The sequence below is a fragment of the Streptomyces sp. ISL-98 genome (assembly GCF_018614055.1).
Taxonomy (GTDB): Bacteria; Actinomycetota; Actinomycetes; order Streptomycetales; family Streptomycetaceae; genus Streptomyces; species Streptomyces spiramyceticus.
The window spans coordinates 53,860-80,684 of record NZ_JAGGPB010000027.1 but is presented as its reverse complement, the minus strand read 5'-3'; the positions used below and the strand labels follow the sequence as shown (position 1 = coordinate 80,684).

Here is a 26,825-nt window from a genome sequence, read left to right as displayed (position 1 = left end):
ACACCACAGGAGTCACCTCACTGCGGCTGCTGGAGGAGTACCGGGACTTGAACCACTGACCAACAAACGAACGCCCCTGCCGGGAATCGGCAGGGGCGTTCTGGGTTTGTTCGAAGGGTTCAGAGCAAGGCCCGAAACGGGTTGGCGGACGGAGCGGGAACGGGAGCAGGCGACCGTTTAATAGGCTCGGGCTCCGGGGCCTGCCTGGGAATCGCTCGATAGACGTCCATGCGGACGACGTTCGCCCCGTTACCGTCCGTTTCTGTCCGCTGGCCGGCTGCGGCCGTCTCGCTCACCTCTGCGTGACGGGAACTGTCAGCGCGAAGTGTGAAGACGGTGGCCGGGCGACCGGTCTTCCCCGACCGCTCAACGGTGACGACGATTTCGGGCAGTGCCTTGACCTCGCTGGCCGTTGCTCCCACGTACGGGAGGACCTGGGAGGACGTTGCCCGACCGCCGTGCATCTCGATGCGGGCGCACACCTTGTCGGCGAGGCTGAGCGGCTGGCTCTTCACCTTGGGCGCGTCGTCGGCCCCCTTGGTGATCCGTACGGCGTCCTGGACGGAGCGGCGTACGAGCGTGAAGGCGGCCGACAGCATCTCTTCCGTGATGACCTCGGAGCGCTCGGAGGCGGCGAGGCAGGCCGCGACTCTGAGTGTCTGCTCTGCGGTGCGTTCGATGAATACGGCCTGCCCCTCGGGCAGGGTCTCACCCAGGATGCGGGCGTACCGGCGCACGATCCGCCACAGAAGCCGGGCATCTTCCGCAAGCGTGATCACACGGGGCCGGGCGGTTGCCCAGCCGTAGGCGTCGGACAACTCCCAGCCGTCCACATCGGGCAGGCTCACCCGGTCGTCATCGAGCATCGGAACGGAACCGAGCAAGAAGGGGAGGATGCGGTTGTACGACCCTCCGGCCGCTTCCGACTCACCCACGTACTTGGCCCAGTCGGACGGCGTTATGTGGGAGTGGAGCACCATGGCAGGGTCTCGGACTTCCTGAGCCTCTTCCTTGGTGGTGTTGCGCAGCGTCGTCCCGTCCCACGCCGCCCGGAGTTTGGTGGTGAACGACGGGTCACGCTTGACCCGCTTCAACACCTCGGTCCACTCCTCCTCAACCACGACACAGCGTCGGTCGGTCCCTGCCTCCGTCTCCGCTGTCGCTTCCTGCTGCTGCCACAGGTGGTGCACCATGCTTGCGCCCGACGTGATGCCGGACGTTGTGTGGGTGGCCAGGAAGCGGCCAAGTGACCTGTCCAGGACGTGAAGCGCCGCCCGGAGCGCGGTTCCCTTCCCCCTGCCCGTTCCGGCCACCAGGGCCGACCACAGCAGCACGGGACGGGCGTTGCCACGGGATGACACCTTGACCGTGCCACCGATGGCGGCCGACCACATCGACAGTGCGGCCACGTACACCCCCAATGCGTCCGCTTCCAGGAACGGGGCGATCTTGCGAACCGCGCGACCGATCGGACCGTACAGAACGGGGGTGCTCATGCTCATGCTGCCTCTATCTCAAGAAGGGTTAGTTGCGTGGCCACTGGCCGGGGGTGCCGGGCGCACTCAGCGCCCGACACTGTGGGCGCGGCACTCAGGCCGCTGCCGCTTTCCCCTCGGATGTGTCCAGGTGGGCCAAGTTGTACGCATGGCGCACGTTCATCGGGACACGTCCTTGGACAGGGAGGCTCGGCCAACCGTTCTCCCTGGCCCATGCGCGGATCACCCGGTTGCGCTCCCGGTCACTCATCCCGGAGCGGCCCACCTTGGCAGGCTCCGGAAGCGGGTCACCACCGACCAACTCACCCGAACGAACAGCAGCCTTGAACCTGCCAGGCTCCCGCACGTCCATGCACGGAATGCCACGCTCGGCAGCGTCCGTCAGCTTGGACGCGTTGCGCTCCCCACCCTCACCCAGGATCAGCAGCACCGTGGACTCATCCGCGCGGCCCACCACTTCATAGCCAAGGTTCCGCACAGCCTCACGGGCCGTGTCCCAGTCGTACCCCGGTACCTCACCGGCCAGCATCACGGACCGGACAGGCTCAGGCTCGGTCGCTTCCTCGTGCTCCGCTTCCGGCTCAGGGTCAGCGACAGGGGCAGGCTCAGCAACCGGCAGCGGCTCAGGCACGGTTGCCACGGCCTCACCCTCAGCAGGCACACCGAGAGCGTCCACCAGGTAGCGGCCGAAGATCACGTTGTGTTCAAGGCACAAGTCCCACGTGTGCCGTCCCAGCGTCAGCGTCTCGGCCGCCTCCACCTCCGAACCATCACGCGCAATGTGAGCATCGCAAAAGGTGTGCTGAACGGGCACGAGAACCGTCTTACGCATCGCGGGAATCCTTTGATTCGGTCGGGCAGTAGGAAGTCTCAGTGAGTGGCCGGAGCGTTGCTCCCACGGCCGCCGCATCGTGTGATGCGAACTGATTAACATCCCGCCCGTCCACTATCACAGAATGGTAACGGACGCATAACTAAGCGATTATGCCCATGAATGCAATAGCGGGGGTAATGGGTAATTAGAAAGGAATGGGGACCACCGGGGGTGCCTTCCTTCCATCGTGTTTGCCAATCAAATCTCCAAGGGTCCTCGATTAACCTTGTCGGCAGGCGTAACAGTTCTTCGCTATGTGCTTCGAATTGTCGTTCCAAGGTCGAACCTTGCCCGTTAGTTGCCGCCCAATGTGAATGGAGAACTCCAGGAGGCACCGGGAGCACTGTGGTTCTGCCCAGGGGCACTCATAACCTGGGCGGTGTGTGCCGTCGTGGGTGCCTGCGGCTCCCGCCTTGGCTGCTCGTCTGCTCACTCTTCCCCCTCAAAGGCCCAGCCCAGGCGCTTCATACCCTCGGCGGTGAGGCCCAGGGAAGTAGCCAACTGCCGGTATTCGGTGAGGTGGTCCCTTGTGGCGGTGCCAGTGAGAATGTGGCCGTAGTACGTCAGCATCACCGGGACATAGGACTCGTCCCAACGGCCAGCCTGCGGGCTCTCCCACCATTGCCGCCACTGTTCACGCTCTGCCGTTGACCACTCTCGGACAGATGGCAGTTCGGGAATGGGAAGGCCATGGTTGTTGGGTAGCACGTCCAGGCCCCTGTACCGGGAGTGCGGCGAGTTCGGGTTACGCAGCTTGGGCATAACTAACCTCCAAAGGTTTGGTCCGTTGGTTTCCATTACTGTCTGCTTGGGCCGGCCCCGGCCCGTTGTGGACGCTGAGTGACACAGACCGTCTCGGGTCCGTGCTCACAAACAAAAAGAACGGGGCCTCCACCATTTCGGCAGAGGCCCCGTTCTCGGGTGTGTCAGGCAGGCCACTCGACCGCAGCCTTGACGATTCCCTTCGTGGGCTTGGTCTCGTCAAAGGTGTTGTCGGTCTTCTTGGTGTCCATTCCCGGGAAGCGCACGATCTTTCCCCCGTACAGGTGCAGGGTGTCGATGTAGTCGGCCCGGTACTTTTCGCTTTGCCCCTCGCGGAAGCCCGTGAACTGGGATGCATAGGTGGCAAATTCGCTGTGCCCGGCCACGATGTCTACCCCCGTGGGCATGGCCGTAGTGGAAGCCACCGTGAACCCGGCAAGACGAGCCACAACGCCATTGGCAGTCACACCGCCCTCACCGTACGCCGCAGCATTGGCAATGGCCGGGTGCTCGATGAGGTATCGCTTCGCCTTCGGAGAGACAACCACGTAACGGCCACCCTCCGGAACGTCGTTGTCATCAAGGGCCAGCATCATGTCAAGGATCGCGCCATAGAGACTCGTGGGAATGCTTCCCGAAGTCGGGGAAACGTTCGGGAGACCTGTAGCGCTACCGGTAATAATGTTGGCCATAAAGGTGTCAGCCTTAGCGGCAAGAGCACGGACCATTTGCTTGTTTATAGGGGAGCTGAAATCTCCCGTGGCAAGCTGCACCCGTTCAGCATCTTCGATCAAAAGCTGTAGGTAATCCGCCTCACTGATGGGGATCTCCTGCTCAACGGTCTCCGGCCGCTGAGCCGTCATACCCTCGGGCAGGGAGTATTCACTTACCGTGGGCCGGATCAGAGAGTTCACGTGGACAACATCGCCCTTGTTTCTGATCTCGCCCTCATAGTCCCGATTCGAGACCAAGCGGGAAGACCACACAAGCAGGGGGTCGAACTGAACAAGCAGCGAACTTGCCCATGCCTCCGGCACAAATGAGTGGGTGCCTGCATGCTGATAAGAAAAAGCCATCTGATCTCCTAAGAGGTTCTAGCGCTTACGTGCGTCGAGAGACAGAAATGTTTGGGCAGGAGGACTTCCGTCACCCTGACGGCCGAGTCCGATTCCCTGCGCATAGCCCGGGGTTCGGGACTGGAAAGGCTCAAGAACCTGGGCTATCGCCTCGGGAGACGGCTGTCCGTCCTCCCCGGTTACTTGGACGTGTCCAAGTAACCGGCGAAGTCTTCCGGAAGGTTGATACCGGCCTTGGCTGCCTGAGCCTTGATTTCGGTCCGCGCAAGCTTCCCGGCGTACTCCCGCTGAATCTCTGCCCGGATAGCGTCGGACAGGTCTTGTACGGCCCCTGCCTCGCCTTCCTGGGCTGCTGGTGTGCTTTCGGTATCGCTCATGCCACAATCTCCTTGTGCATATCCAGTCGAAGAAGGGAATCCAGAGCCTCAGCAATTCGACGGTCATCAGAACCGTCATCCCTAACCAGAGCAAGGAGTGGAACACAAAGAACGCGAGTGACCGGCACGAGTATGCGCAGGCTCGGGCAAGTAGCCCCGGATTCCCAGCGATAGACGGTCGAAGGGGATATCTGAAGCTCATCGGCAAGTTCCTCAACGGAGAGACCGAGAGCGATACGACGTGCGGTGAAGTAATGACGATCAAACATGCTTCTCCTAGCGGGCCGTTGCCCGAATGCGAATCCATGACCAAAAGAGAAAGCCCCGGCCTCCCGAGGTAGGAGGAGGCCAGGGCCCAGTACAGGGGAGTCCTTGAAAAGGTCTCTCACTCTTTATGTACGCATCCTCTGTGGCGAAACAGGACACCAAGGGTCGGCGGTGAGATCCGAATCACACGATCCGGAGCGAAACAAAAATTCCTGGTGTCGTTGTTCAACGCCACTCGCCTTGGCTGGTTCAGGACCCCTAAGGTCCTGGACCTGGTGTCATAAATGAGAGGAGGCCCCAGTGGAGGGGCCTCCTTCCCACTACTAACTACGCTCTATGAGCTATGCACTATCAACTACTAACTAAGTCCCCGTTCCACCGGGGAAATGGAAACCCCCGAAGGGATCACCTTGCTGCCAAGGCGGCAAAGGATCTCCCCAAGGCGGTGCCTTGAGGGATCGGGATCGAACTTCCTGTGTCCCCTTGCCCTTTGGCGGATCGGTGTCCGAGACCGTGAGTACGTCGCCACGGACCGAGTCCGCCAAGGTGGGGTAATCCGGCAGGATGTCAATTGGTGCAGAGAGGCGCAGATTCGCCGCCCTGCCCTTCTTCCCGTGCTGGGTGAAGAATCCGAATCGCGTCAGCACATCCCGGCATCGCCTTCCGGGATGATCCTTGGTGTTGTAGCCGAGACGTTGAGCTATCTCCGTGTCCCCGGTGAACATCGCCCCTGTCCGGCCGTTCACGCACCGGAGTTGAACCAGGGCCCAAAGCAAATGTTCCCGCCGGAAATCGTCAGCCGCCTCGGTAGCGATCAATCCGCCTGGCCCGAAAGCGTCAAGGAGTGCACGGCTCCATTCCTCCTTCACGGCATAGGTGGCAGCGAGCAACCGGCGAGGGTTCGGCTCCGTCACTCGGCACCCTGCCCGTCAAGCCACTTGTCGAGATCCCCGGGACGGCAACGAAGCGCTTGCCCCACCTTCCGGAAGGGGACCTCTTCCTTTCTCCAGTTCCCATAAACCCAAGAACGCGGCTTCCCCAGATATGCCGCGACTTCATCCAGCGTCATCAACTTTTCCATGAGCCCTCCCGTGGCTGTCCAGTGGGCGAAGGTTCCGCCCGCTGCTGTCCGGCCTGTCTCCAGGATGGCCACCACCGAACCAGTTGCGTCAAGTTCAATATGCGTGACCGTCACCACTACTTCGAACCTGTTGCATCTAGTTCGGTTCAAGCTATGGTGGGCACGTGAACACAGAGGAAGTAGACGCAGTCAACGAGTGGCGCCGCGAAGGCAGTGAGCTGGTGTGGCGCCGGTACTACGGCCCGTGGGTGGTGTCTGCCCGCGCCGACACCAACGCCCCGTTCACGGGACCGATCGAACTAAGGATTCGGCTCAACATCGGAGGGAGTGCCGAGGAGATCGACCGGGGCATGTCCGATGCGCTGGAGACGGACGGCATCCCGGCCAGCCTGCTGCGACAGATCCCCTTCGCGCAGATCAAAGCGGAGTTCCGGGCAGCGCTGGAGCCCGAGCAGCACCGGGCCATGAGCGAACCGTGGCCGGTGCCGGAGCGCTGCCGCACAGAGCTGGACTACGCCCTGTTGGTGGCCGAACTGGCCCGGATGCGCTCCACGGGCACCACGGCGCCTCAGGGGGAGTTGGCGGCCCGACTGGGCGTTGGCAAGGCCACCCTGTCGGAGCGCGTCAAGCGGGCCAAGGAACTGGAGTTGTGGGACGGCAAGCAACTCACGGACAAGGCGACGGCGATCCTCAACGACTGGATGAACCATGAGCGGAAGGAGCAGTAACGCCAGTGGCGAAGCGCGGTAACGGGCTCGGGGGGACTCCGGTGGAGATCCCGCGCAAGGGCAGACCGAACACCTGGGGTGTGCGCACCCCGCTCCATTTCGACAAGGCGCAGGGCAAGCCGGTCCGCTACTGGATCGGGAGGGACTACCCGACCAAGACCGCAGCAGAGAAGGCGCTGCGGGAGTGGCACAGCAACTACGACGCGGGCAAGATCGCGGCCCGCTCAGACATGAAGCTGGGTGACTGGCTCGACAAGTGGCTCTCGAACCACAGGAAGGAGGGAACGACCATGGCCGGGTACGAGACGAAGATCCGGCTCCACATCAAGCCGCACATCGGCAGTGTGAAGCTGTGTGAGGTTACGGATGACACACTCGATGACCTGTACCGGCTGCTGGAGACCGCCCCATGCCCGACCAACAAGGGCAAGCCGCTGGGCGCCAAGAGCATCCGGCACGTCCACAACGTTCTGTCCGCTGCCCTGAAAGCCGCAAAGATCAAGAAGCTGATCGTCGCGAATCCCGCCGAGGACGCACACCCGCCCACAGAACGGCAGATACGGGCCCAGGAACAGAAGTACCCAACGCTGGACGATGGCCAGACGGCCCGCTTTCTGGCGACCGTATGGGAGCCGTGCGGGAACCGGGCCTGTGATGGTGGTCTGACTCATCACTGCCTCAGGGACGCGCCGCTGTGGACCGTCTACGCCGCTACCGGCGTCCGGCGCAGTGAGGCTCTGGGGATGAAGTGGTCACTCGTCCACTGGGAAGAGGGGGCCATCGAACTCGGCTCGGTGGTCGTCGAGGTAGGCAACAGCTACCACCTCCGGAAGCTGACCAAGGACGGCGACGACAACGCGCTGATCTTTGTGGACCAGTCCGTCATGAACATTCTGAAGTGGCAGAAGGAGCGGCAGGACGCGGAGCGCAAGCGGCTTGGAGTGGCATGGGTCGATCATGACCTTGTGTTCGCCCGTGACGGCTTCAAGCTCTACCGGGGCGAGGCAGGCGGCCCGCAGGACCCCGAGAAGGTGTCGGCGCGGTGGCGCACCCTGCGTACCCGTCTGAAGCTGCCGGACGAGTTCCGTATTCACGACTGGCGGCACAGCTACGTAACCAACGCTCTGGAAGCCGGAGAGAACTTGGTAGAGGTCTCTGCCAACGTCCGGCACCACTCACCCGCCTACACGGCGGCCAAGTACGGCAAGCGCCGCACGGAGAACGCTCGCAAGCTGGCTGCATCAAACGCCAACCGGATCAGCTTGCCATCCCTGGTCTGACCTGGGGATTCTCCAGGCTGTTGGTCACGTGGTTGGTCACGCCACAGCCCTGGAAAGCAGAAAACCCCACGTGAAGTGGGGTCTCAGCTGGTGTCCGAGGGGGGACTTGAACCCCCACGCCCGATAAAGGGCACTAGCACCTCAAGCTAGCGCGTCTGCCATTCCGCCACCCGGACCAGGTGGTCGGCCCCGGTTTCCCGCGGCGACATGGAAAACAATACCAGGGGTTCGCAGCGCCTTTCACCTGCGTATCCCGTGGTCAGTGGCCTGCGGCGACCCTCTCGGAGGCGACCCGGCCGTCGTTCCGCAGCCGGGCGTACAGCGTGTCGCCGTCCGTGTACGCGCAGTGGAGGGCGGGCCGACCTAGCGTTCGCGGGATGAGTTACGGATACGGATTCGGACCGGGCGGACCGGGCCGCCGTGGCTACCGTCGGCCGCGCGCGCTGTCGCCGTTGCGCGAGCATCTACGGGACACCTTCTGGTTCGCTCCGACCCTGGGGCTGCTCTGTGCGTTCGCGCTGTGGTGGGTCGCGTCGGCGGTTGATGCGGAGATCGTCGACTATCTGCAGAGCGAGGAGGCGTACGACGAGGTCAGCGATCTGATCGGGATCGCCGAGGATGCCAGGACGATCGTCACGACGATCAGCTCGGCGATGATGACCTTCATCGGTGTGGTCTTCAGCATCTCGCTGGTGGCCGTGCAGATGGCGAGCGGGGGTTTCACGCCCCGGGTCGTGCGGATCTTTGTCCGGAGCCGGATCACCAAGCTGACGCTCACGGTTTTTCTGGCCACGTTTCTGTTTTCGCTGCTGGTGCTGACCCAGTACGACAGCAAGAGCGATCCGCGGCTGGTGACCACGGTGCCGCTCGTGCAGAGCATTCTGGTCATGATCATGGTCGTACTGAGCCTGCTGCTGTTCATCGCCTATGTGTCGTCCACGCTGCGGCTGATGCAGGTGGGGCCCGTCGTCGACCGCATCACGCGCGACGCCTTCCGGGTGCTGGCGAAGCAGCCGGGCGGGGAGCCCGACCGGGGGCCGCTCGTGCCCGAGACCGCGCGGATCGCGCACCGGGGACGGGCGGGCGTGCTGCTGGACGTGAATGTCGCGCGGCTGGTACGGGCGGCACGGCGGGAGGGTGTCGTGCTGCGGCTCATTCCCCGGATCGGGGATTTCGTTGTGCCCGGGACTCCTGTGCTGGCCGCTCACGGTGTCGGGACGCCGTCGCGGCGGGCGCTGCGGTACACCGTGTTCGTCGGGGTGGAACGCACTTCGCATCAGGATCTCGGGTTCGGGCTGCGTCAGCTCTCGGACATCGGGCTGCGGGCGCTTTCGCCCGCCGTCAATGACCCCACGACCGCCGTGCAGTGCCTGGACCGGATCGTGCAGTTTCTGGCAGCGGTCGTGGAGCAGCCGCTGGGGGCTGTGCATCACCGGGACAGCCGAGGCGCAGTGCGGCTGGTGCAGGACGTACCCGAGTGGGCCGATCTGGTCGATCTCGGGTTCACCGAGATCAGGGGGTGTGCCGGCGGCAGTCCGCAGGTGTCACGGCGGCTGCTCGCCGGGATCGATGATCTGCTGCTACTCGCCCCGCAGGACAGGCGGGAGCCGCTCGTGCGGCACCGTACGCTCCTCGTCCAGGCCGTGGAGCGTACGGTGCCGGAGGCCGCCGAGCGGGCGTTTGCCCTGCTCCCCGACCATCAAGGCATCGGCTAAGAGGTGTTCCGCCTTTCAGGGATAGTCGATCTTGAGGTTGTGGAGTACGGCGACAGCACGGGCGGTGTCGATGATCGTGCCGCCGCGTCGGCGGTGCTGGCGTAGGACTTTGTAGTCCTTGAGGCGGGCGATTCCGTGTTCGGCCCGCGCCCTGCGCTTGGCGAATGCCTTGCTCTTGTTGCGGCTGGTGATGGCCTCGAGGGCGCTGCGGTAGGCGCCGTCTCCGATCAGCAAGCGGTACCCGGCGACCTGCTCGGCCATGGTGGCGCGGAAGACCACGATGTCGTTGCGGTTGCCGGGCCAGGAGTCGCCGACGGCGATGAAGCGTCGGTCGCGGGCGCGGAAGGTGAACTGGATGTTCACGCTGGGCCGGTAGTTCTAATAGCTCATCGGTGGTCCCGAGCCCCGGCTTCGGCAGGAGGGTGGCGACGCGGGCAACCAGCACGATGAACACTTTGACGGTCAGTCCGGTCCAGCGCAGCAGGGAGCGGGGCCGCAGGCTGGTGACGTTGATCTTCGACATGAACGGACAGAACGACGCATTAGGTCAATTACTTCCCGTTCTTGAATACGTCACTTAATCTCCGCGCTTCGGGTGGGCTTCCCGCCAGGCGTCGAGCTGGTCCACGGGCCACAGCGGGGTGCGGCCGACGTAGACGGGGGCGGGGAAGTCGGCGCGGCTGCTGTTGAGGTTGTAGACGTGCTGGACGGTGACCTTGAGTCGTGCCGCTGCCTGCTTGGCGTCCTCATATCCAGGAATTGTGATGGCCATAGGTCCCATTCTACCTCGGTTGTCATAGGTAAACTACTCACATAATGTGTCGTAGGTCAGCTAATTCGTGACAGGAGGTGACGGTCATGCAGGCTGCCCAGACGCAGCGGAAGTTCCGTGGGAAGAACAAGGCCCCGAAGTGGAAGAAGCCCGGCGACGGGCAGGTGTCGGTGATGGTGCTGCCGCTGGCCGTCACCGACCCCGCCGAACTGTCCCGGCTGGAGAAGCTGTTCGGCTCGATGTGGTCGATCAAGCGGGCCGTCCAGCGTGATGCCCGCGCCAAGGTTGATGCTTACTGGGCTGCCAAGCACGAGCGCGACGAACGTGGAGCGAAGACGGTCCGGCAGCGCCTCGGGCTGTCCCGTGAGGCCCTGGAGCGGCGTGCGTACAAGCACCTCGAAGCCGCAGGGCACTTGAAGCACCACGCCTCAAAGGCCCTGGCCATGCACATGGCTGACGAGGTGTGGAACGGCGTTCAGCGCCCCCTGTTCCCCGACTCGACGGGCCACCGGTTCGGGCGGCCGAAGACCGGCCGCTGGCATGACTTCACCCGCATCCCCGGCCGCGCCCGCTCCCACACCACCGAACGCAAGTGGGAGACCTTCCGCCTCGTCGGCACCCTCCACGGCCACACCATGGCCTACACCGACGGCGGCCAGCACACCGTTCAGCAGCCGCGCCGGATGCCAGTGCCGGCCGCGCCGTCCGGCACCGTGCCCACCGGCAGGACCACCGCGTCAGGAAAGCCCGGCACCCGGAATGCGACATGGTGGGACCACACCGGCCCGCTCGCCGTCGTGTTCGCGGGAGGCCCCGACAGTGGCCGTGGTGACCTCGTGCTGCCCGTGCGCATCCCGCAGCAGCCGGGCCAGTGGGCACGTGTCGAACACTTCCTTGCCAACCCCGGCCGCTGGCACAAGGTCGATCTCGTACGCCGCCGCAAGGCGTCCGCGCCGGGCGGCTGGGTGTACGAGGCGCACCTGATGATCCTCGGCCCCGGATACACCGCCCCCGCCGTACGGCAGATGCGCGAGCAGGCCGCCGCCCTGGACCGGATCGGCGGGGTGGACGGCAACGTCTCCAACGTCTCCGTCGTCTCCCTCCCCACCAGCCTCGACCCCGCCCACGGTGCTCCGGCCTCCACCGAGATCACCCTCAGCCCCGAGGAGCAGGCGCTTCTGGAGCGGGAAGCGGAGAAGCGGCGCGGCCGGGCGCGGGCGCTGGAACGGTCGCGTCGTGCGACGAACGCTGCGCAGTACGGGCTATCGAAGAAGCAGGCCCGGCGTGCCGAGAACCGGGCCGCCAATGGCCTGACGCCCAAGCAGGTCTCCGTTCCCGGCGGTGCCCGTGCCGCCCGCGTCGATGGGGTGCCGAAGCAGGCGTTCCGCCGAGACCGGCTCTCCACCTGCTACCGGGATCTGCGCGCCCGCCAGGCCGAAGCCGCAGCTGGCAGCGCGGAGCACCGTCGCCACCGCGCCCGCGAGGTCGCCCGGCAGATCATCGCCGCCCACGGCCCCGTGCTCGTGGTGGAGGACTGCGACATCCGCACCTGGTACCGGCTGTGGGGCAAGCGCCTCTCCCAGACCACCCCCGGCATGCTGATCTCGGCACTCGACCGTGAGTGCCAGGCTTCGGGTGGCCGTCTCGTACGGGCCTCCACCTGGTCCACCGCTCTGTCACAGCACTGCCTGTGCGGAGAGCGGGTCTCCAAGACCCTGCGCGACCGCGAACACAAGTGCATCGCCTGCGGCCTCACCGGAAAGCGGGACCTCGTGTCCGCCGCGCTCGCCGCGTTCGTCCGCTTCGCCGACGTGGACGACCCCAAGACCGCGTACCTTGACACCACCGCGTCCCGGCACGCACAGATCACCTATGCAGAGTCGCTTGAAGAAGCGCTGCGGGAGTCAACCGCACCGAGCCAGACCACCGTTCGCGGTGCTGGCCATGCGGCAGTCCCACGGCAACGCCGTGGAACCTCTGCTCCCCGAACCGCCGGACAGCGGTCCCGAGCGACCCCGGATGAGACACGCCCCAAGCGTGACCACGCCGGAAAGCCCGGACACCGCGCCGGCCGCAACCCGCAGCTCACCCTCTGGTGAATTGCGGATCAAGTCTTAGGGCATCAGGTGGTAGTCGGGGAAGTTGCCCGGCAGGCGTTCGCCCGGCGGGCCCTGGGTCACGGAGCGGATCAGGAGTTCTCCGCCTACGAACGCGCCTCGCCACGATGCGCCGAAGCCGCCGAAGAGTTCGTCACGGTCGCCGCGTGAACGGGGCTTTCCGTGGCCGACCTTGAAGGAACGGACTTGGGGCGCCAGGCGTTCATACGTCGAGGGGTCATCGGTGGAAAGCGTCGCCACCAGGGCTCCGTTGGAGGCGTTCATCGCGGCCAGCAGCTCCGCCTCCGTGTCGACCAGGACGATCGTGTCCACCGGGCCGAACGGCTCCGCGTGGTGGAGGGGGGACGATGGGGGCGGGTTCAGGAGAGTGACGGGCGGCAGGTAGGCGCTGGTGTCCTGTCCAGGCAGGAAGCGGGCGTCGGCGAGTGAGCCGCGGTGGATGGGGACCGCGCCGCGGTCGACGGCCTCGGTGACCTGGTCGGCCAGTTCCTTGGCCTTGGCCGCGTTGATGAGTGGGCCGAAGTCGAGGGCGGGGAGCGGGTCTTCGGCGTTCTCGACGGCGAGCGGGTGGCCGGTGCGGATGGAGCGTACGGCGGGGAGGTACGCCGCGAGGAACTCGTCGAAGAGCGTGCGCTGGACGACAAAGCGCGGGTAGGCGGTGCAGCGCTGCTTGCCGTAGTCGAAGAGTTTGGGGATGAGGGAGGTGAGGGTGGGCCAGTCCGTGTAGTTCCAGATGCCCCAGGTGTTCAGGCCCTCCTGTTCGAGGATGTGGCGCTTGCCGAGGTCGGCCACGGCCGTGGCGATACGGGCGCCCGTGTCGCGGCCTCCCACGAAGGAGACGCAGCCGATCTCCGGGGATCGGACGAGCGAGGCGGAGAGCTCGCTGCCGCTGCCGCTCAGGAGGGTGATCGGGATGCCTTCGCGGACTGCCAGGGCCGAGGCCAGGGTGAGGCAGGCGACGCCGCCGTCGGTCGGCGCCTTGGCGATGACCGCGTTGCCGGCCAGGGCCTGCACCAGCATCGCGTGCACCAGGACGGACATGGGGTAGTTCCAGCTGGCGATGTTGGAGACCGGGCCGGAGAGGGGAGTTCGGTCGGCGAGCATGGGGTCGATGCCGTCGACGTACCAGCGCACGCCGTCGATGGCACGGTCGACGTCGGCCTGGGCCAGGCGCCACGGCTTGCCTATCTCCCAGACGAGGAGCAGCGCGAGCAGTTCGCGGTGTTCGGTGAGGGCGTCGAGCGTCGCCGCTACGCGGGCGCGGCGCTCGGGCAGCGGGATGTGCCGCCAGACGCGGTGCTGGTCGAGGGAGGCGCGTACCGCCCGGCCGGCGGTGGTGGCGTCCAGACGTGGCGGGCCCGCTATCGGGCTGCCGTCGATGGGCGAGGTGGCGGGGAGGGCGCGGCCGTCGGGCTGCCATTGCGATGCCCAGAGGTTGAGTACGCGGTCGTCCCGGAACGCCTCGGGGGCGACGGCGAGGCAGCGCTGCCAGGCGTCGGACCAGGCTGTTCCAGGCTTGAGGGTAAGGGTGGGTGCCATCTGTTCTCTCCGCTCATGAAAGGGGCGGGACTGAGTGGCGCGGGCCGCCCCTGCACAAGGGCGTGTCCGGTGGAGCTCTCTGAGCTGCCCGGCCCTTCCCGCTGTGACATTTTGCGGCTGCCGCCGCGGGGGGGGGCTTCGCTCACAGCCGGGCATGCCTGGTGCGGCCCTGGTTGGAGACTAGTAACGCCGGGTGACCGGGGATACGCGGCCGACGTCAACTGTGCGTGACATCACGCGAGTTCGGCCAGCACGAGCCGCGCCGTCTCGGAGGGGGTCGAGCCGACTCGTACACCTGCCGCTTCGAGGGCCAGCTTCTTGGCCTCTGCCGTGCCCGAGGAGCCCGAGACGATCGCGCCCGCGTGCCCCATCGTCTTGCCTTCGGGTGCGGTGAAGCCTGCGATGTAGCCGATCACCGGCTTGTTGACGTGGGCGGAGATGTACGCCGCCGCCCTCTCCTCCGCGTCGCCGCCGATCTCGCCGATCAGGGCGATGAGTTCCGTGTCCGGGTCGTCTTCGAAGGCGGCGAGGCAGTCGATGTGGGTGGTGCCGATGACAGGGTCGCCGCCGATGCCGACGGCCGAGGAGAAGCCCGTCTCCCGCAGTTCGTACATGAGCTGGTAGGTGAGCGTTCCGGACTTGGAGACGAGCCCGATGCGGCCCGGCTTGGTGGCGATGTCCGCCGGGATGATGCCGGCGTTGGACTGTCCGGGGCTGATCAGGCCGGGGCAGTTGGGGCCGATGATGCGGGTGCCGCGTGCTTTCGCGTACGCGTGGAACGCGACGGCGTCATGGACCGGGATGCCCTCGGTGATGACGACGGCGAGGCCGATGCCCGCGTCCGCCGCCTCGGTGACAGCCGCTTCGGCGAAGGGCGGCGGGACGAAGACGACCGTGACGTCGGCGCCGGTGGCGTCCATGGCTTCGGTCACTGTGCCGAAGACGGGGACCGTGCGGTCGTCGAAGTCGACGACCCGGCCCGCCTTGCGCGGGTTGACGCCGCCGACGATGTCGGTGCCCGCGGCGATCATGCGGCGGGTGTGCTTCATGCCCTCGGCGCCGGTCATGCCCTGGACGAGGACCTTGCTCTCCTTGGTCAGGAAGATGGCCATTTCGGTCTCCGTAGGTCGTTGTTTCAGGCGGCGTCGGCGAGTTCGGCCGCCCGGCGGGCGGCGGCGTCCATCGTGGTGGCCTGGTGGACCAGGGGGTGGGCACGGTCGTCGAGGATGGCGCGGCCCCGGGCGGCGGCGTTTCCGTCGAGGCGTACGACGAGGGGCCGGGTCAGTCGTACGGACTCCAGGGCTTGCACGATGCCGTCGGCGACCGCGTCGCAGGCGGTGATGCCGCCGAAGACATTGACGAAGACGGACTTCACCGCCGGGTCGGAGAGGATGACGGCCAGGCCGTCGGCCATGACCTGGGCCGATGCCCCTCCCCCGATGTCGAGGAAGTTGGCGGGACGGGCACCGCAGCCGGCGACGACGTCGAGGGTGGACATGACGAGACCCGCGCCGTTGCCGATGACGCCGACCTCGCCGTCGAGCTTGACGTAGTTGAGGCCCTTGGCCGTCGCCGCTGCTTCGAGGGGGTTCGTGTGCGGGTCCGAGGGTTCTGATGCCCACCGTGCCTGGCGGAAGCGCGCGTTGTCGTCGAGGGTGACCTTTCCGTCGAGGGCCAGGATGCGGCCGTCGTCGGTCCGTACCAGCGGATTGACCTCGGCAAGCAGGGCGTCCTCCCGGACGAGGACCTGCCAGAGCTGCTGGAGTACGGGGACCGTCTCCGGTGGAAGCTGCGCGGCGGCGGCGATCTCGGCGGCCTTCGCGGGCGTTACGCCTTCGGCGGGGTCGACGGGGATGCGGGCCACCGCGTCCGGGCGGGTCGCCGCGACCTCCTCGATGCCCATGCCGCCCTCGGCCGACGCGATGGCCAGGAAGCGGCCCGCGGCGCGGTCGAGGACGTACGAGACGTAGAACTCGTCGTCGATGCCGACCGGCTGGGCCAGCATGATCTTGCGGACCGTGTGGCCCTTGATGTCCATGCCGAGCATCTGGCGGGCCGTCAGCTCGGCCGCCGCCGGGTCGACGGCGAGCTTTACGCCTCCCGCCTTGCCCCTACCACCCGTCTTCACCTGGGCTTTGACGACGACGCGGCCGCCGAGGCGCTGGGCGGCGAGCCGGGCGGCGCGGGGTGTGTCCACCACCTCGGCGTCCGGCACCAACACGCCGTAGCGCGCGAAGAGTTCCCTTGCCTGGTGCTCGTACAGGTCCATACCTGCTCCTCAGAAAAGACTTCGCACGCCCCCTGGACACCACCCACCGGATGCGGGATAACAAGCTTCATACAGTATTCGTCGACTGTATGCAATCTACCGCGTCACCGATCCAGCACCCCTACGAAGGGAACGGACTTCGCCATGCCCGACGACAGCCAAGAACTCATTTCCGGTGGGCATTTGGTCGCCAAGGCGCTCAAGGCAGAAGGTGTCGACGTCATCTACACCCTCTGCGGCGGCCACATCATCGACATCTACGACGGCTGCGTCGACGAGGGCATCGATGTCGTCGACGTACGCCACGAGCAGGTCGCCGCCCACGCCGCCGACGGCTACGCACGGCTCACCGGCAAGCCGGGCTGCGCGGTCGTCACCGCCGGGCCCGGCACGACCGACGCCGTCACCGGAGTCGCGAACGCCTTCCGCGCCGAGTCGCCCATGCTGCTCATCGGGGGCCAAGGCGCACACAGCCAGCACAAGATGGGATCGCTCCAGGACCTGCCGCACGTCGACATGATGACGCCGATCACCAAGTTCGCCGCCACCGTTCCGGACACGGCGCGGGCCGCCGACATGGTGTCGATGGCGTTCCGCGAGTGCTTCCACGGTGCGCCGGGCCCCTCCTTCCTGGAGATCCCGCGCGACGTGCTCGACGCCAAGGTCCCGGTGGACAAGGCGCGCGTACCGCAGGCCGGGCAGTACCGGGCCTCCACCCGCGCGGCCGGCGATCCCGAGGCCGTGGAGAAGCTGGCCGATCTGCTCGTACACGCCGAGAAGCCCGCGATCCTGCTCGGCAGCCAGGTGTGGACGACGCGCGCGACGGACGCGGCGACCGAGCTCGTACGGACGCTGAATGTGCCCGCGTACATGAACGGCGCGGGGCGCGGCACCCTGCCGCCCGGCGACCCGCACCACTTCCAGCTCTCCCGGCGCTACGCCTTCGCCAACGCCGACCTCATCGTCATCGTCGGTACGCCCTTCGACTTCCGTATGGGGTACGGCAAGCGGCTCTCGCCGACCGCGACGGTCGTACAGATCGACCTGGACTACCGGACCGTCGGCAAGAACAGGGACATCGACCTGGGCATCGTGGGTGACCCCGGACAGATCCTGAAGTCCGTCAGCCAGTCGGCGTCGGGCCGCCTCAACGGCGGGTCGGTCAAGCGCAAGGCATGGCTGGAGGAACTGCGTACCGCCGAGCAGACAGCCGTCGAGAAGCGGCTGCCGCAGCTGAAGTCGGACGCCTTGCCCATCCACCCGTACCGCCTCGTCAGCGAGATCAACGACTTCCTGACCGAGGACACGATCTACATCGGTGACGGCGGCGACATCGTCACCTTCTCCGGGCAGGTCGTCCAGCCCAAGTCTCCCGGCCACTGGATGGACCCGGGACCGCTCGGCACGCTCGGCGTCGGAGTGCCGTTCGTCCTCGCCGCCAAGCAGGCCCGGCCGGACAAAGAGGTCGTGGCGCTCTTCGGGGACGGCGCGTTCTCGCTGACGGGCTGGGACTTCGAGACGCTGGTGCGCTACAACCTGCCCTTCGTCGGGATCGTCGGCAACAACTCCTCGATGAACCAGATCCGTTACGGCCAGAAGGCCAAGTACGGCGACGAGCGCGAGCGGGTCGGCAACACCCTCGGTGACGTCCACTACGACAAGTTCGCGCAGATGCTGGGCGGTTACGGCGAAGAGGTCCGCGACCCCGCCGACATCGCGTCGGCCCTGCGCCGCGCCCGCGAGTCCGGCCTGCCCTCACTGATCAATGTGTGGGTCGACCCGGACGTGTATGCCCCCGGAACCATGAACCAGACGATGTACAAGTAGCGGAGGCCGCTCATGACCAAGGCTCTTGAGGGCGTGCGCGTCCTCGACATGACGCACGTACAGTCCGGTCCCTCCGCCACCCAGCTCCTTGCCTGGCTCGGTGCGGACGTGGTGAAACTGGAGGCGCCGAGCGGCGACATCACGCGCAAGCAGCTGCGTGATCTGCCGGACGTCGACTCCCTCTACTTCACGATGCTCAACTGCAACAAGCGGAGCATCACCCTCAACACCAAGACGGAGCGGGGTAAGGAGATTTTGACGGAGCTCATCCGCCGTTCGGATGTCATGGTCGAGAACTTCGGGCCGGGCGCCGTCGACCGAATGGGCTTCACCTGGGAACGCATCCAGGAGATCAACCCGCGGATCATCTACGCCTCGATCAAGGGCTTCGGCGATGGCCCGTACACCAACTTCAAGGCGTACGAAGTCGTCGCCCAGGCCATGGGCGGATCCATGTCCACCACGGGTTTCGAGGACGGGCCGCCACTCGCCACCGGCGCGCAGATCGGCGACTCGGGGACCGGGATCCATACGGTGGCGGGCATTCTCGCCGCGCTCTTCCAGCGCGAGAACACGGGGCGTGGGCAGCGGGTCAATGTCGCCATGCAGCACGCCGTCCTGAACCTGTGCCGGGTGAAGCTGCGCGACCAGCAGCGGCTCGCGCACGGCCCGCTCGCCGAGTACCCGAACGAGGACTTCGGCGACGAGGTGCCGCGCAGCGGCAACGCGAGCGGCGGCGGGCAGCCGGGCTGGGCGGTCAAGTGCGCGCCCGGCGGGCCCAACGACTACGTCTACGTCATCGTCCAGCCGGTCGGCTGGCGGCCGCTCGCCGAGCTGATCGGGCGGCCGGAGCTGGCCGACGATCCCGAGTGGGCGACGCCGGCGGACCGGCTTCCCAAGCTCGGCAAGATGTTCCAGCTGATCGAGGAGTGGTCGTCGACCCTCCCGAAGTGGGACGTGCTGGAGCAGCTCAACGCCCACAACATCCCGTGCGGCCCGATCCTCTCCACGAAGGAGATCTTCGAGGACGCGTCGCTGGTCGCGAACGAGATGGTCGTCGACGTCGAGCACCCCGAGCGCGGCACCTTCACCACCGTCGGCAACCCCATCAAGCTGTCCGACTCCCCCTTCGACGTGGTCACTTCACCGCTGCTCGGTGAGCACAACGGCGAGGTGTACGTCGGTGAGCTCGGCCTCGGTGACGAGGAAATGCGGCTGCTCAAGACGAACGGAGTGATCTGATGGACGACGCCCGTCATGACGCCGCGGCGGTACGAGCCGTACTGGCCGCGGCACGCAGCGAGGGCCGCAGTGCGCTGACCGCCCCCGAGGCCAAACTGATTGCCGACGCGTACAGCATCCCGGTGCCGGCGGAAGCGCTCGCCGAGAGCGTGGACGAGGCGGTCGCCTTCGCCGACCGGATCGGCTTCCCCGTCGCGCTCAAGATCGTCTCCCCAGAGATCGTCCACAAGACGGACGCGGGCGGGGTACGGATCGGGCTCAAGTCGCCGAGTGAAGTGCGGGCAGCGTTCACCGAGATCGTGGCCAATGCCCGTACCTACGATCCCACGGCACGTATCAAGGGCGTCCAGGTCCAGCAGATGGTGCCGGCCGGGCAAGAGGTCATCGTCGGCTCCGTCTCCGACCCGACCTTCGGAAAGATCGTGGCCTTCGGTCTTGGCGGGGTGCTGGTGGAGGTGCTGAAAGACATCACCTTCAGACTCGCACCTGCCTCTGACATCGACGCGCTCTCCATGCTCGACTCGATCCGGGCCGCCGGGATTCTGCGCGGCGTACGGGGCGGGGCCGCGGTGGACCGTACGGCGCTGGCCGGCCTCATCGTGCGCGTTTCGGAACTGGCCGCCGACTTCCCCGAGATCGCGGAGGTGGACCTCAACCCCGTGTTCGCCACGGCGGACGGGGTGATGGCGGCCGACGTACGCATCCTGCTGGGCGGGCCCGCCCCCGCGCCCCGGCGCCAGTACAGCCGGGGCGAGATCCTCACCTCGATGCGGCGGCTGATGCAGCCCCGCTCGGTCGCCGTCGTCGGCGCCTCCAACGAGCCGGGCAAAATCGGCAACTCGGTGATGCGCAACCTCGTCGACGGCGGTTTCCCCGGCGAGATTCATCCAGTGAATCCCCGGGCCGATGACATCTTGGGCCGCAAGGCGTACAAGAGTGTGACGGACGTTCCGGGTGAGGTAGATGTGGCGGTCTTCGCGATCCCTGCCAAGTTCGTTGCAGCGGCACTGGAAGAGGTGGGGCGCAAGGGGATCCCCAATGCCGTGCTCATTCCGTCCGGCTTCGCCGAGACCGGCGAGCACGCGCTCCAGGCGGAAATCGTCGCCATCGCGGAGCGGCACGGCGTACGCCTGCTCGGGCCGAACATCTACGGCTACTACTCGACCTGGCAGGACCTCTGCGCGACCTTCTGCACGCCGTACGACGTCAAGGGCGGCGTGGCGCTGACCTCCCAGTCCGGCGGCATCGGCATGGCGATCCTCGGATTCGCCCGTACGACGAAGACCGGCGTCTCGGCGATCGTCGGGCTCGGCAACAAGTCGGATCTCGACGAGGACGATCTGCTGACCTGGTTCGGTGAAGACCCCAACACCACATGCATCGCCATGCACTTGGAGGACCTGAAGGACGGCCGGGCCTTCGTCGATGCGGCGCGGGCGACCGTACGGAAGAAACCGATCGTGGTGCTCAAGGCGGGCCGTACGAGCGCGGGCGCGAAGGCGGCGGGCTCGCACACGGGGGCGCTCGCGGGTGACGACGCCGTGTACGACGACATCCTGCGGCAGGCCGGCGTGATCAGGGCGCCGGGGCTGAACGAGATGCTCGAATACGCGCGGGCGCTGCCCGTGCTGCCCACGCCGAAGGGCGACAACGTCGTCATCATCACGGGAGCGGGCGGCTCCGGTGTGCTGCTTTCGGACGCGATTGTCGACAACGGGCTCTCACTGATGGAGATACCGGACGATCTGGACGCGGCGTTCAAGGCGTTCATCCCTCCCTTCGGGGCGGCCGGCAACCCGATCGACATCACGGGCGGCGAGCCCCCGTCGACGTACGAGGCGACGATCCGGCTGGGCATGGAGGACCCGCGGATCCACGCGCTGGTGCTGGGCTACTGGCACACCATCGTGACGCCGCCGATGGTCTTCGCCGAGCTGACGGCGCGGGTGGTGGACGAGTTCCGGGCGCGCGGCATCGAGAAGCCGGTGGTGGCGTCGCTGGCGGGCGATGTGGAGGTCGAGGACGCGTGCGCGTATCTCTTCGAGCGGGGCGTCGTCGCATATCCGTACACGACGGAGCGGCCGGTGGAGGTGCTCGGCGCGAAGTACAGGTGGGCGCGGGCGGCGGGGCTGTTGGGGGGCGGCGGATGACCTGAGCGGTGGTTCGGACCACGGGGCCCGCGGCGTCCGCTCGCCGCAGGCCCCGGCCCGAAGAGAACGGACAGGGGGCGCTGGCCAGGCTTCTTCGACGCAAGGGGTTCGATCGACATGGCGACAACTGACATATCCACACCCGTCTCCTACAGAGAGGTGACGGACGCCAACGGCCGGATGTACCGGCTCGGCGAGACCGACGTGGACATCATGGGACGACCACGCAAGTGGATGGTCATCCTGCCCTGGGTCGGAATGATGGGCATCAGCTCGGCGGAGTACGCGTTCGCGTCCGCCGAGGACACTCTGCACACCGCGCACGGCTGGGGCAGCCAGCACATTTTCTGGATGCTCGGCGTGTGGGTATTCTTCCAGGCCGCGGTGGCCTTCCCGGCCGGAAAACTGAGGGAGAGCGGCAGGCTGCCGGCCCGCTGGGCGATGATGCTGGGCGCGCTGGGCACCCTGCTCGGGTATCTGTCGCTGGCCTTCGCGCCGCATGTGATCGTCGCGTACCTCGGCTTCGGCATGTTCAGCGGCATGGGCGCCGGCATGGTCTACGCGACCTGCGTAAACATGGTCGGCAAGTGGTACCCGGAGCGCAAGGGCGGTAAAACCGGCTTCGTCAACGGCGGATTCGCCTACGGCTCCGTGCCGTTCGTCTTCCTCTTCACCGGCTACATGGACCTGACGAACTTCCGCTGGGTGCTGGTCGCCGTCGGCGTCTTCCTCGCCGGCGTGGTGGCCTTCGCGGGGTACTTCTTCCAGGACCCGCCGAAGAACTGGTGGCCCGCGGAGGTCGATCCGCTGCGCAAGCCGGACGACCCGCGGGCGCGGCGCGCGCTGGAGAAGAACCCTCCGGCCGTGAAGCAGTACACCCCCAGGGAGGCCTGGCAGACCGGCCGTGTCCCGCTGATGTGGTTCTGTCTGCTGTGCACCTCCGGGGTGAACATCTTCGGCATCGCCTTCCAGGTGCCGTTCGGTGACGAGGCCGGTTTCGCAGGCGGCATCGTGGCCACGGCGATGTCCCTGAAGGCGATCGTGAACGGGACCGGGCGCGGGGTGATCGGCTGGCTCTCCGACCGGTACGGCCGCAAGCAGTGCCTGATCTTCGTCTGCATCGTGCTGGGGCTTTCCCAGTACGGAATCCTCTTCTCGGGCAACATCAACAACCTGCCGCTGTTCCTGCTGTTCTCCAGCATCTCCGGCTTCGGCGGCGGCGCGATCTTCCCGATGTTCGCGGCGATGACGGCGGACTACTTCGGGGAGAACAACAACGCCTCCAACTACGGTCTGGTCTACAGCTCCAAGCTGGTGTCCGGGCTGCTCGGCTCGGGCATGGGCGCGGTGGTCGTGGGCGCCTGGGGTTACGGCGGGGCGTTCGTACTGGCGGGCTCGATCTCCCTGTTCGCCGGCTTCATCGCCATCTTCCTGCACCCGCCCGGGCGGCGGCGGGCCCGGCGCATTGAGCCGAACCCGCAGCCGATCAGCCGGGACGCGATCTAGCCCGTACCCCGGCACTACCCGTACCCCAGCTCTAGCAGTCCTTCTCGCGCAGTGAGTGCAGGTGCGCGCTGGACTTGCGGGCGAAGGCGAACGACTCGGCCGGGTTGTCGTGTTCCGCCTGCCAGTGGTGGTCACGGCGCCCGCCGGGCGTCTTGGAGACCGCCGAAATGAAGCGCTTGTAGTCGATGTCTCCGTCCCCGACGTCCACCATCCGGTAGCCGTCGCGGGCGGATGCGTCGTGTTCGCCGTCCTTGACATGGAAAAGCGGGTAGCGGTCGGGCTGCTTCAGGACGTAGCGCAGCGGGTCGAACGGGGCGGGGGTGCCGTCGACCCGCTTGGAGAAGCGGAACTGGGCGGCGTACGCCCAGTAGATGTCCATCTCCAGATAGACCAGGTCGGGGTCGGTCTCGGCGAGGAGTACGTCGTAGAGGCGGACGTCCGGCTTGTCGGTGGCGAAGGAGAACTCCTCCGCGTGGTTGTGCTGGTAGAACTTCATGCCGCGCGCCTTGGCTGCGGCGCCGTACGTGTTGAAGTCCTGGGCGGCCTGCTTCCAGCCGTCGACGGTCGCGCCGTAGCGCCAGGGCCCGGATGCCGTGCCGATGTGCTTGAGGCCGAGGGCCTGGGCGTCGTCCAGGACCTTGGTCAGGTTCTGGGCGAAGGTGTACGCGTTCGGGTTGCCGTCGGCGTAGTAGCCGACGTGGCTGCCGATGCCGCGCAGGCCGTGGTCCCGGGTGAGCTGCCGGAGCTGGGCGAGGGTGATGGGGCCCGCCGAGCCCTGGGTGTAGCCGGCGTACTCGACCTCGTCGTAACCGAAGCGCTCCAGCTCGGCGAAGACCTTGGCGAAACCGAGGGTGCTCACCTTGTCGCGGAGGGAGTAGAGCTGGATGCCGAGGCGGCCGGGGGGAAGGACGGGGCGGCCGCGGCCCGGTGCCTGGGCTGCGGCTGTGGTCGGTGCTGCGGCGGCGGTCGGTGCGGTCGCGCCGAGGAGGGCGGCAGCGGTGGCGCCCGCGGCTACGCCGAGCATGCCGCGTCTGGAGAGCTTGTGGACGAGTTCGGGGTCGGTCGTGGTCTTGCGGCTCGGGCGGCTCAGGGGACTCTGGGGACTCATGCGTGGAACTCCTTTGTCAGTGCAGTCCGGCAAGCTGAAGGAGCAGAGCTTTCACATCGGTGGCCGCGACGCGGCCGGTGACAGCGCGGGGGGTGGAGCACAGGATGAGCGGACCTTCTTCGTCGCTCTCGGGGAGGCGGCCGTGGCTGCCGCGAATAGGTGAGGGGTCGAGCGGTACGACCGCCATGCGGTAGCGCATGCCCAGCTTCTTGCGGGCGAGGGCCTTGGCTGCCTTGAGGCGTACGTACGGGTCGAGGGGGTCCATGAAGAGCTCGACGGGGTCGTAGCCGGGCTTGCGGTGGATCTCGACGAGCTGGGCGAAGTCGGGCGCTCTGGTGTCGTCGAGCCAGTAGTAGTACGTGAACCAGGCGTCCGGTTCGGCTACGGCGACGAGTTCGCCGGAGCGGGGGTGGTCGAGTCCGTGGCTCTTCTTGCCCTCGTCGTCGAGGAGTTCGGCGATGCCTTCGACGTCCGCGAGTGCGGCGCGGGCAGCTGCCATGTTCTCGGGGTTCTCGGGATGGCGTACGTAGACGTGCGCGAGCTGGTGGTCGGCGACGGCGAACGCCCTTGACGCCATGGGATCGAGGTACTCCATGCCGTCCTGGGTGTGGACCTCGACGAGTCCCGCGCGGCGCAGCGCCCGGTTGATATCGACAGTGCGGGAGACCCGGGTGATGCCGTACTCGGAGAGCGCGACGACGGTACGGCCCTCGGCTTTCGCGTCGGCGAGCAGTGGAGCGACCACGGCGTCGAGTTCAGCCGCGGCCCGGAATGCGCGGGGGTCGTCGGGGCCGTAGCGCTGGAGGTCGTAGTCGAGGTGCGGGAGGTAGCAGAGGGCCAGGTCGGGGTGGCTGGTGCGCAGGATGTGACGGGTGGCGTCGACAATCCACCGGGAGGAGACGATGTCGGCGCCCGGGCCCCAGAAGTGGAAGAGGGGGAACGTACCGAACTTGTCGGTGAGTTCGTCGTGCAGGGAGGGGGGCCGGGTGTAGCAGTCGGGTTCCTTGCGGCCGTCGGCGTAGTAGACGGGGCGGGGTGTGACGGTGATGTCGGTGTCGGCGCCCATCGCGTACCACCAGCAGATGTTGGCGACGGTGTAGCCGGGGTGCGCGCGGCGGGCGGCGTCCCAGATCTTGTCGCCGGAGACGAGGCCGTTGTGCTGGCGCCAGAGGAGGACTTCGCCGAGGTCGCGGAAGTACCAGCCGTTGCCGACGATGCCGTGCTCGGCGGGGGTGGTGCCGGTGAGGAAGGTCGACTGGGCGGCGCAGGTGACGGCGGGCAGAACGGTGCCGAGGGGGGCGTGGGAGCCGGACTGGGCGAGCCGTTTGAGGTGGGGCATGTGGTCGAGGAGGCGGGGGGTGAGGCCGACGACGTCGAGGACGAGGAGCGGGGTGGGGCGCTCTGGCTGTGCTGCTCGTTCCGCCTGCTGTGCTTGCTCTGTCTGTTCTGCCTGTTCTGTCTCTGTCACGGCAGCTCCTTGAGTCCGAGATCGACCAGGAGGTCGCGGGCGAGGGTGAGTTCGGCGGCGATACCGTCCGCGAGCTGGGCCCGGGTACGGGGGCGCAGCTCGGCTGGGAGCGCCTGCCAGGTGTACGTCTCGACCTCCAGGTGACGGGTGAGCGGCGCCGGGCCGCCGACGAGGCGGGTCAGCGTGTCCTGGAGTACGGACAGGGTGGAGGTGAGCGGTGGGGCGGGCGGGGCGTGCAGGGGGACGTGGAAGTGGGCACGCCAGGGGGCGCCGTCCGGGAGCGCCGTACCGGCGAGCGCCTCGTCGAGGTCGTCGGTGCCGCGCAGGCCGGCGGCTGTGGCAGTGCGGGTCTGGTGGAGGAAGCGGGGCTCGGCGAAGGCTGCGAGGGCTTCGCGTACTTCGGGCAGGTGGGGGTGTTCGGCGTGCAGGGCGGCGGACAGCTGGGCCTTGGGGATGGTGACGCCGGCGGCGGTCAGCGCGTCGAGGGCGGTCGCGGGGTCCTCGAAGGAGGTGGCGAGGTGGCAGGTGTCGATGCAGATGCCGATGCGGCGGGACGCGAGCGCGGTGAGCGGGCCGATGGCGTCGGCGGTGGTCTCGACAGTGCAGCCGGGTTCGGGTTCCAGGCCGATCCGGATGGACTTGCCGGTCAGCTCTTCCAGGGCGTCGAGGCGTTCGGCGAGCGTGGTGAGGGCCGCGCGGGCGGTGTCGGCGCCGGTCGCGTCGAAGTGGGTGCGCCAGGCGAGCGGGAGGGTGGAGATGGTGCCTTCGGTGACGTCGTCGGCGAGGAGCGCGGCGAGCAGGCGGGCGAGGTCGGTGGTGTGGGCGAGGCGCTCGGTATCGGTCCAGTCCGGCTTGTACACGCGGTACTTGACCTCTTCGGCGCCGAATCCTTCGTACGGGAAGCCGTTGAGTGTGACGACTTCGAGTCCGCGCCGGTCCAGTTCGGCGCGCAGGCCGCGCAGCGCCGCCGGGTCGGTGATCAGGGCGTGCGCGGCGTCCTTCGCCAGCCACAGGCCGATGCCGATGCGGTCCCGGCCGAGGCGTCGGCGTACGGGCTCGCAGTGGTCACGGAGCTGGGCGAGTACGCCGTCGAGGGTTTCGGCGGGGTGGACGTTGGTGCAGTACGCGAGGTGGACGGTGGAGCCGTCGGGGTGACGGAAGCGCATACTGG

At 67.0% G+C, this 26,825-nt stretch carries 23 protein-coding genes and 1 tRNA gene; 8 read left to right on the top strand and 16 right to left on the bottom strand.

Annotated elements, in window-relative coordinates; all coding sequences use genetic code 11:
- Positions 1–119: 119 nt before the first annotated feature.
- The 7 genes from J7I98_RS19800 to J7I98_RS19770 form a co-directional block, all read right to left on the bottom strand.
- Entirely contained in the window at positions 120–1,502 is a 1,383-nt protein-coding gene (locus tag J7I98_RS19800) for a DUF3987 domain-containing protein (RefSeq protein WP_251020883.1), read from the bottom strand.
- 88 nt (positions 1,503–1,590) lie between these two features.
- Complete coding sequence (locus J7I98_RS19795) at positions 1,591–2,328, bottom strand: Lsr2 family protein (protein WP_214922089.1); 738 nt, start codon at positions 2,326–2,328, stop codon at positions 1,591–1,593.
- 471 nt (positions 2,329–2,799) lie between these two features.
- Positions 2,800–3,132, bottom strand: coding sequence for a hypothetical protein (locus J7I98_RS19790; RefSeq protein WP_214922088.1), 333 nt, complete (start codon positions 3,130–3,132; stop codon positions 2,800–2,802).
- A 164-nt stretch (positions 3,133–3,296) separates the two neighbouring features.
- Complete coding sequence (locus J7I98_RS19785) at positions 3,297–4,208, bottom strand: hypothetical protein (RefSeq protein ID WP_214922087.1); 912 nt, start codon at positions 4,206–4,208, stop codon at positions 3,297–3,299.
- A 179-nt stretch (positions 4,209–4,387) separates the two neighbouring features.
- The gene (locus tag J7I98_RS19780) at positions 4,388–4,585 is read right to left on the bottom strand and encodes a hypothetical protein (RefSeq protein WP_214922086.1); all 198 of its coding nucleotides are present in this window, start codon (positions 4,583–4,585) and stop codon (positions 4,388–4,390) included.
- Positions 4,582–4,854, bottom strand: coding sequence for a helix-turn-helix transcriptional regulator (locus tag J7I98_RS42925; protein ID WP_214922085.1), 273 nt, complete (start codon positions 4,852–4,854; stop codon positions 4,582–4,584). Before J7I98_RS42925 ends, J7I98_RS19780 begins: the two co-directional genes overlap by 4 nt.
- Positions 4,855–5,762: 908 nt before the next feature.
- The gene (locus tag J7I98_RS19770; RefSeq protein ID WP_214922098.1) at positions 5,763–5,921 is read right to left on the bottom strand and encodes a helix-turn-helix domain-containing protein; all 159 of its coding nucleotides are present in this window, start codon (positions 5,919–5,921) and stop codon (positions 5,763–5,765) included.
- Positions 5,922–6,097: 176 nt separating this feature from the next.
- On the opposite strand from J7I98_RS19770, the gene J7I98_RS19765 reads away from it, so the two are divergent.
- Together J7I98_RS19765 and J7I98_RS19760 are read left to right on the top strand one after the other, a co-directional pair.
- A complete protein-coding gene (locus J7I98_RS19765; protein WP_214922084.1) occupies positions 6,098–6,661 on the top strand; it encodes a hypothetical protein in 564 nt (187 codons plus the stop codon).
- A 5-nt stretch (positions 6,662–6,666) separates the two neighbouring features.
- Entirely contained in the window at positions 6,667–7,941 is a 1,275-nt protein-coding gene (locus tag J7I98_RS19760; RefSeq protein WP_214922083.1) for a tyrosine-type recombinase/integrase, read from the top strand.
- Between the two features lie 88 nt (positions 7,942–8,029).
- Here the strand turns inward: J7I98_RS19760 and J7I98_RS19755 are convergent.
- Positions 8,030–8,117, bottom strand: a tRNA-Leu gene (locus J7I98_RS19755).
- Positions 8,118–8,318: 201 nt separating this feature from the next.
- Between J7I98_RS19755 and J7I98_RS19750 the strand changes: the two genes are divergently transcribed.
- Positions 8,319–9,656 carry a DUF2254 domain-containing protein gene (locus tag J7I98_RS19750; RefSeq protein WP_214922082.1) on the top strand — a complete coding sequence of 446 codons (1,338 nt, stop codon included), beginning with the start codon at positions 8,319–8,321 and terminating at the stop codon, positions 9,654–9,656.
- A 15-nt stretch (positions 9,657–9,671) separates the two neighbouring features.
- Here the strand turns inward: J7I98_RS19750 and J7I98_RS19745 are convergent, their stop codons facing one another.
- Both J7I98_RS19745 and J7I98_RS19740 read right to left on the bottom strand, forming a co-directional pair.
- Positions 9,672–10,019 (bottom strand): hypothetical protein, encoded by a 348-nt coding sequence (locus J7I98_RS19745; protein WP_214922081.1) that lies wholly within the window; start codon positions 10,017–10,019, stop codon positions 9,672–9,674.
- 214 nt (positions 10,020–10,233) lie between these two features.
- A complete protein-coding gene (locus J7I98_RS19740; RefSeq protein ID WP_214922080.1) occupies positions 10,234–10,428 on the bottom strand; it encodes an AlpA family transcriptional regulator in 195 nt (64 codons plus the stop codon).
- Positions 10,429–10,514: 86 nt separating this feature from the next.
- On the opposite strand from J7I98_RS19740, the gene J7I98_RS19735 reads away from it, so the two are divergent.
- Positions 10,515–12,527, top strand: coding sequence for a transposase (locus J7I98_RS19735; protein WP_214922079.1), 2,013 nt, complete (start codon positions 10,515–10,517; stop codon positions 12,525–12,527).
- A gap of 15 nt (positions 12,528–12,542) precedes the next feature.
- Here the strand turns inward: J7I98_RS19735 and J7I98_RS19730 are convergent, their stop codons facing one another.
- From J7I98_RS19730 to sucC, 3 genes are all read right to left on the bottom strand, one after another.
- A complete protein-coding gene (locus J7I98_RS19730; RefSeq protein ID WP_214922078.1) occupies positions 12,543–14,084 on the bottom strand; it encodes an aldehyde dehydrogenase family protein in 1,542 nt (513 codons plus the stop codon).
- A 233-nt stretch (positions 14,085–14,317) separates the two neighbouring features.
- Positions 14,318–15,196, bottom strand: a complete 879-nt coding sequence (sucD, locus tag J7I98_RS19725; protein ID WP_214922077.1) for a succinate--CoA ligase subunit alpha — start codon at positions 15,194–15,196, stop codon at positions 14,318–14,320.
- Between the two features lie 23 nt (positions 15,197–15,219).
- Positions 15,220–16,353, bottom strand: coding sequence for an ADP-forming succinate--CoA ligase subunit beta (gene sucC / locus J7I98_RS19720; protein WP_214922076.1), 1,134 nt, complete (start codon positions 16,351–16,353; stop codon positions 15,220–15,222).
- A 144-nt stretch (positions 16,354–16,497) separates the two neighbouring features.
- Here sucC and J7I98_RS19715 point away from each other — a divergent pair, with 144 nt between their 5' ends.
- The 4 genes from J7I98_RS19715 to J7I98_RS19700 all read left to right on the top strand — a co-directional run bounded on the left by J7I98_RS19715 (position 16,498) and on the right by J7I98_RS19700 (position 23,078).
- Positions 16,498–18,180, top strand: a complete 1,683-nt coding sequence (locus J7I98_RS19715) for a thiamine pyrophosphate-binding protein (protein WP_214922075.1) — start codon at positions 16,498–16,500, stop codon at positions 18,178–18,180.
- A 12-nt stretch (positions 18,181–18,192) separates the two neighbouring features.
- A complete protein-coding gene (gene frc / locus J7I98_RS19710) occupies positions 18,193–19,422 on the top strand; it encodes a formyl-CoA transferase (protein WP_214922074.1) in 1,230 nt (409 codons plus the stop codon).
- Positions 19,422–21,572 (top strand): acetate--CoA ligase family protein, encoded by a 2,151-nt coding sequence (locus J7I98_RS19705; protein WP_214922073.1) that lies wholly within the window; start codon positions 19,422–19,424, stop codon positions 21,570–21,572. Before frc ends, J7I98_RS19705 begins: the two co-directional genes overlap by 1 nt.
- A 117-nt stretch (positions 21,573–21,689) precedes the next feature.
- Entirely contained in the window at positions 21,690–23,078 is a 1,389-nt protein-coding gene (locus J7I98_RS19700) for an OFA family MFS transporter (RefSeq protein ID WP_214922072.1), read from the top strand.
- A gap of 31 nt (positions 23,079–23,109) precedes the next feature.
- Here the strand turns inward: J7I98_RS19700 and J7I98_RS19695 are convergent, their stop codons facing one another.
- Genes J7I98_RS19695 through eboE form a run of 3 tightly spaced genes read right to left on the bottom strand, consistent with a single transcriptional unit; the run spans position 23,110 to position 26,820 of the window.
- Positions 23,110–24,186: a sugar phosphate isomerase/epimerase gene (locus J7I98_RS19695; RefSeq protein WP_214922071.1), complete on the bottom strand. Its 1,077-nt coding sequence runs from the start codon at positions 24,184–24,186 to the stop codon at positions 23,110–23,112.
- 16 nt (positions 24,187–24,202) lie between these two features.
- Positions 24,203–25,654, bottom strand: coding sequence for a nucleotide pyrophosphatase/phosphodiesterase family protein (locus J7I98_RS19690; RefSeq protein WP_214922070.1), 1,452 nt, complete (start codon positions 25,652–25,654; stop codon positions 24,203–24,205).
- Positions 25,651–26,820 (bottom strand): metabolite traffic protein EboE, encoded by a 1,170-nt coding sequence (eboE, locus tag J7I98_RS19685; RefSeq protein WP_214922069.1) that lies wholly within the window; start codon positions 26,818–26,820, stop codon positions 25,651–25,653. Before eboE ends, J7I98_RS19690 begins: the two co-directional genes overlap by 4 nt.
- Positions 26,821–26,825 lie beyond the last annotated feature (5 nt).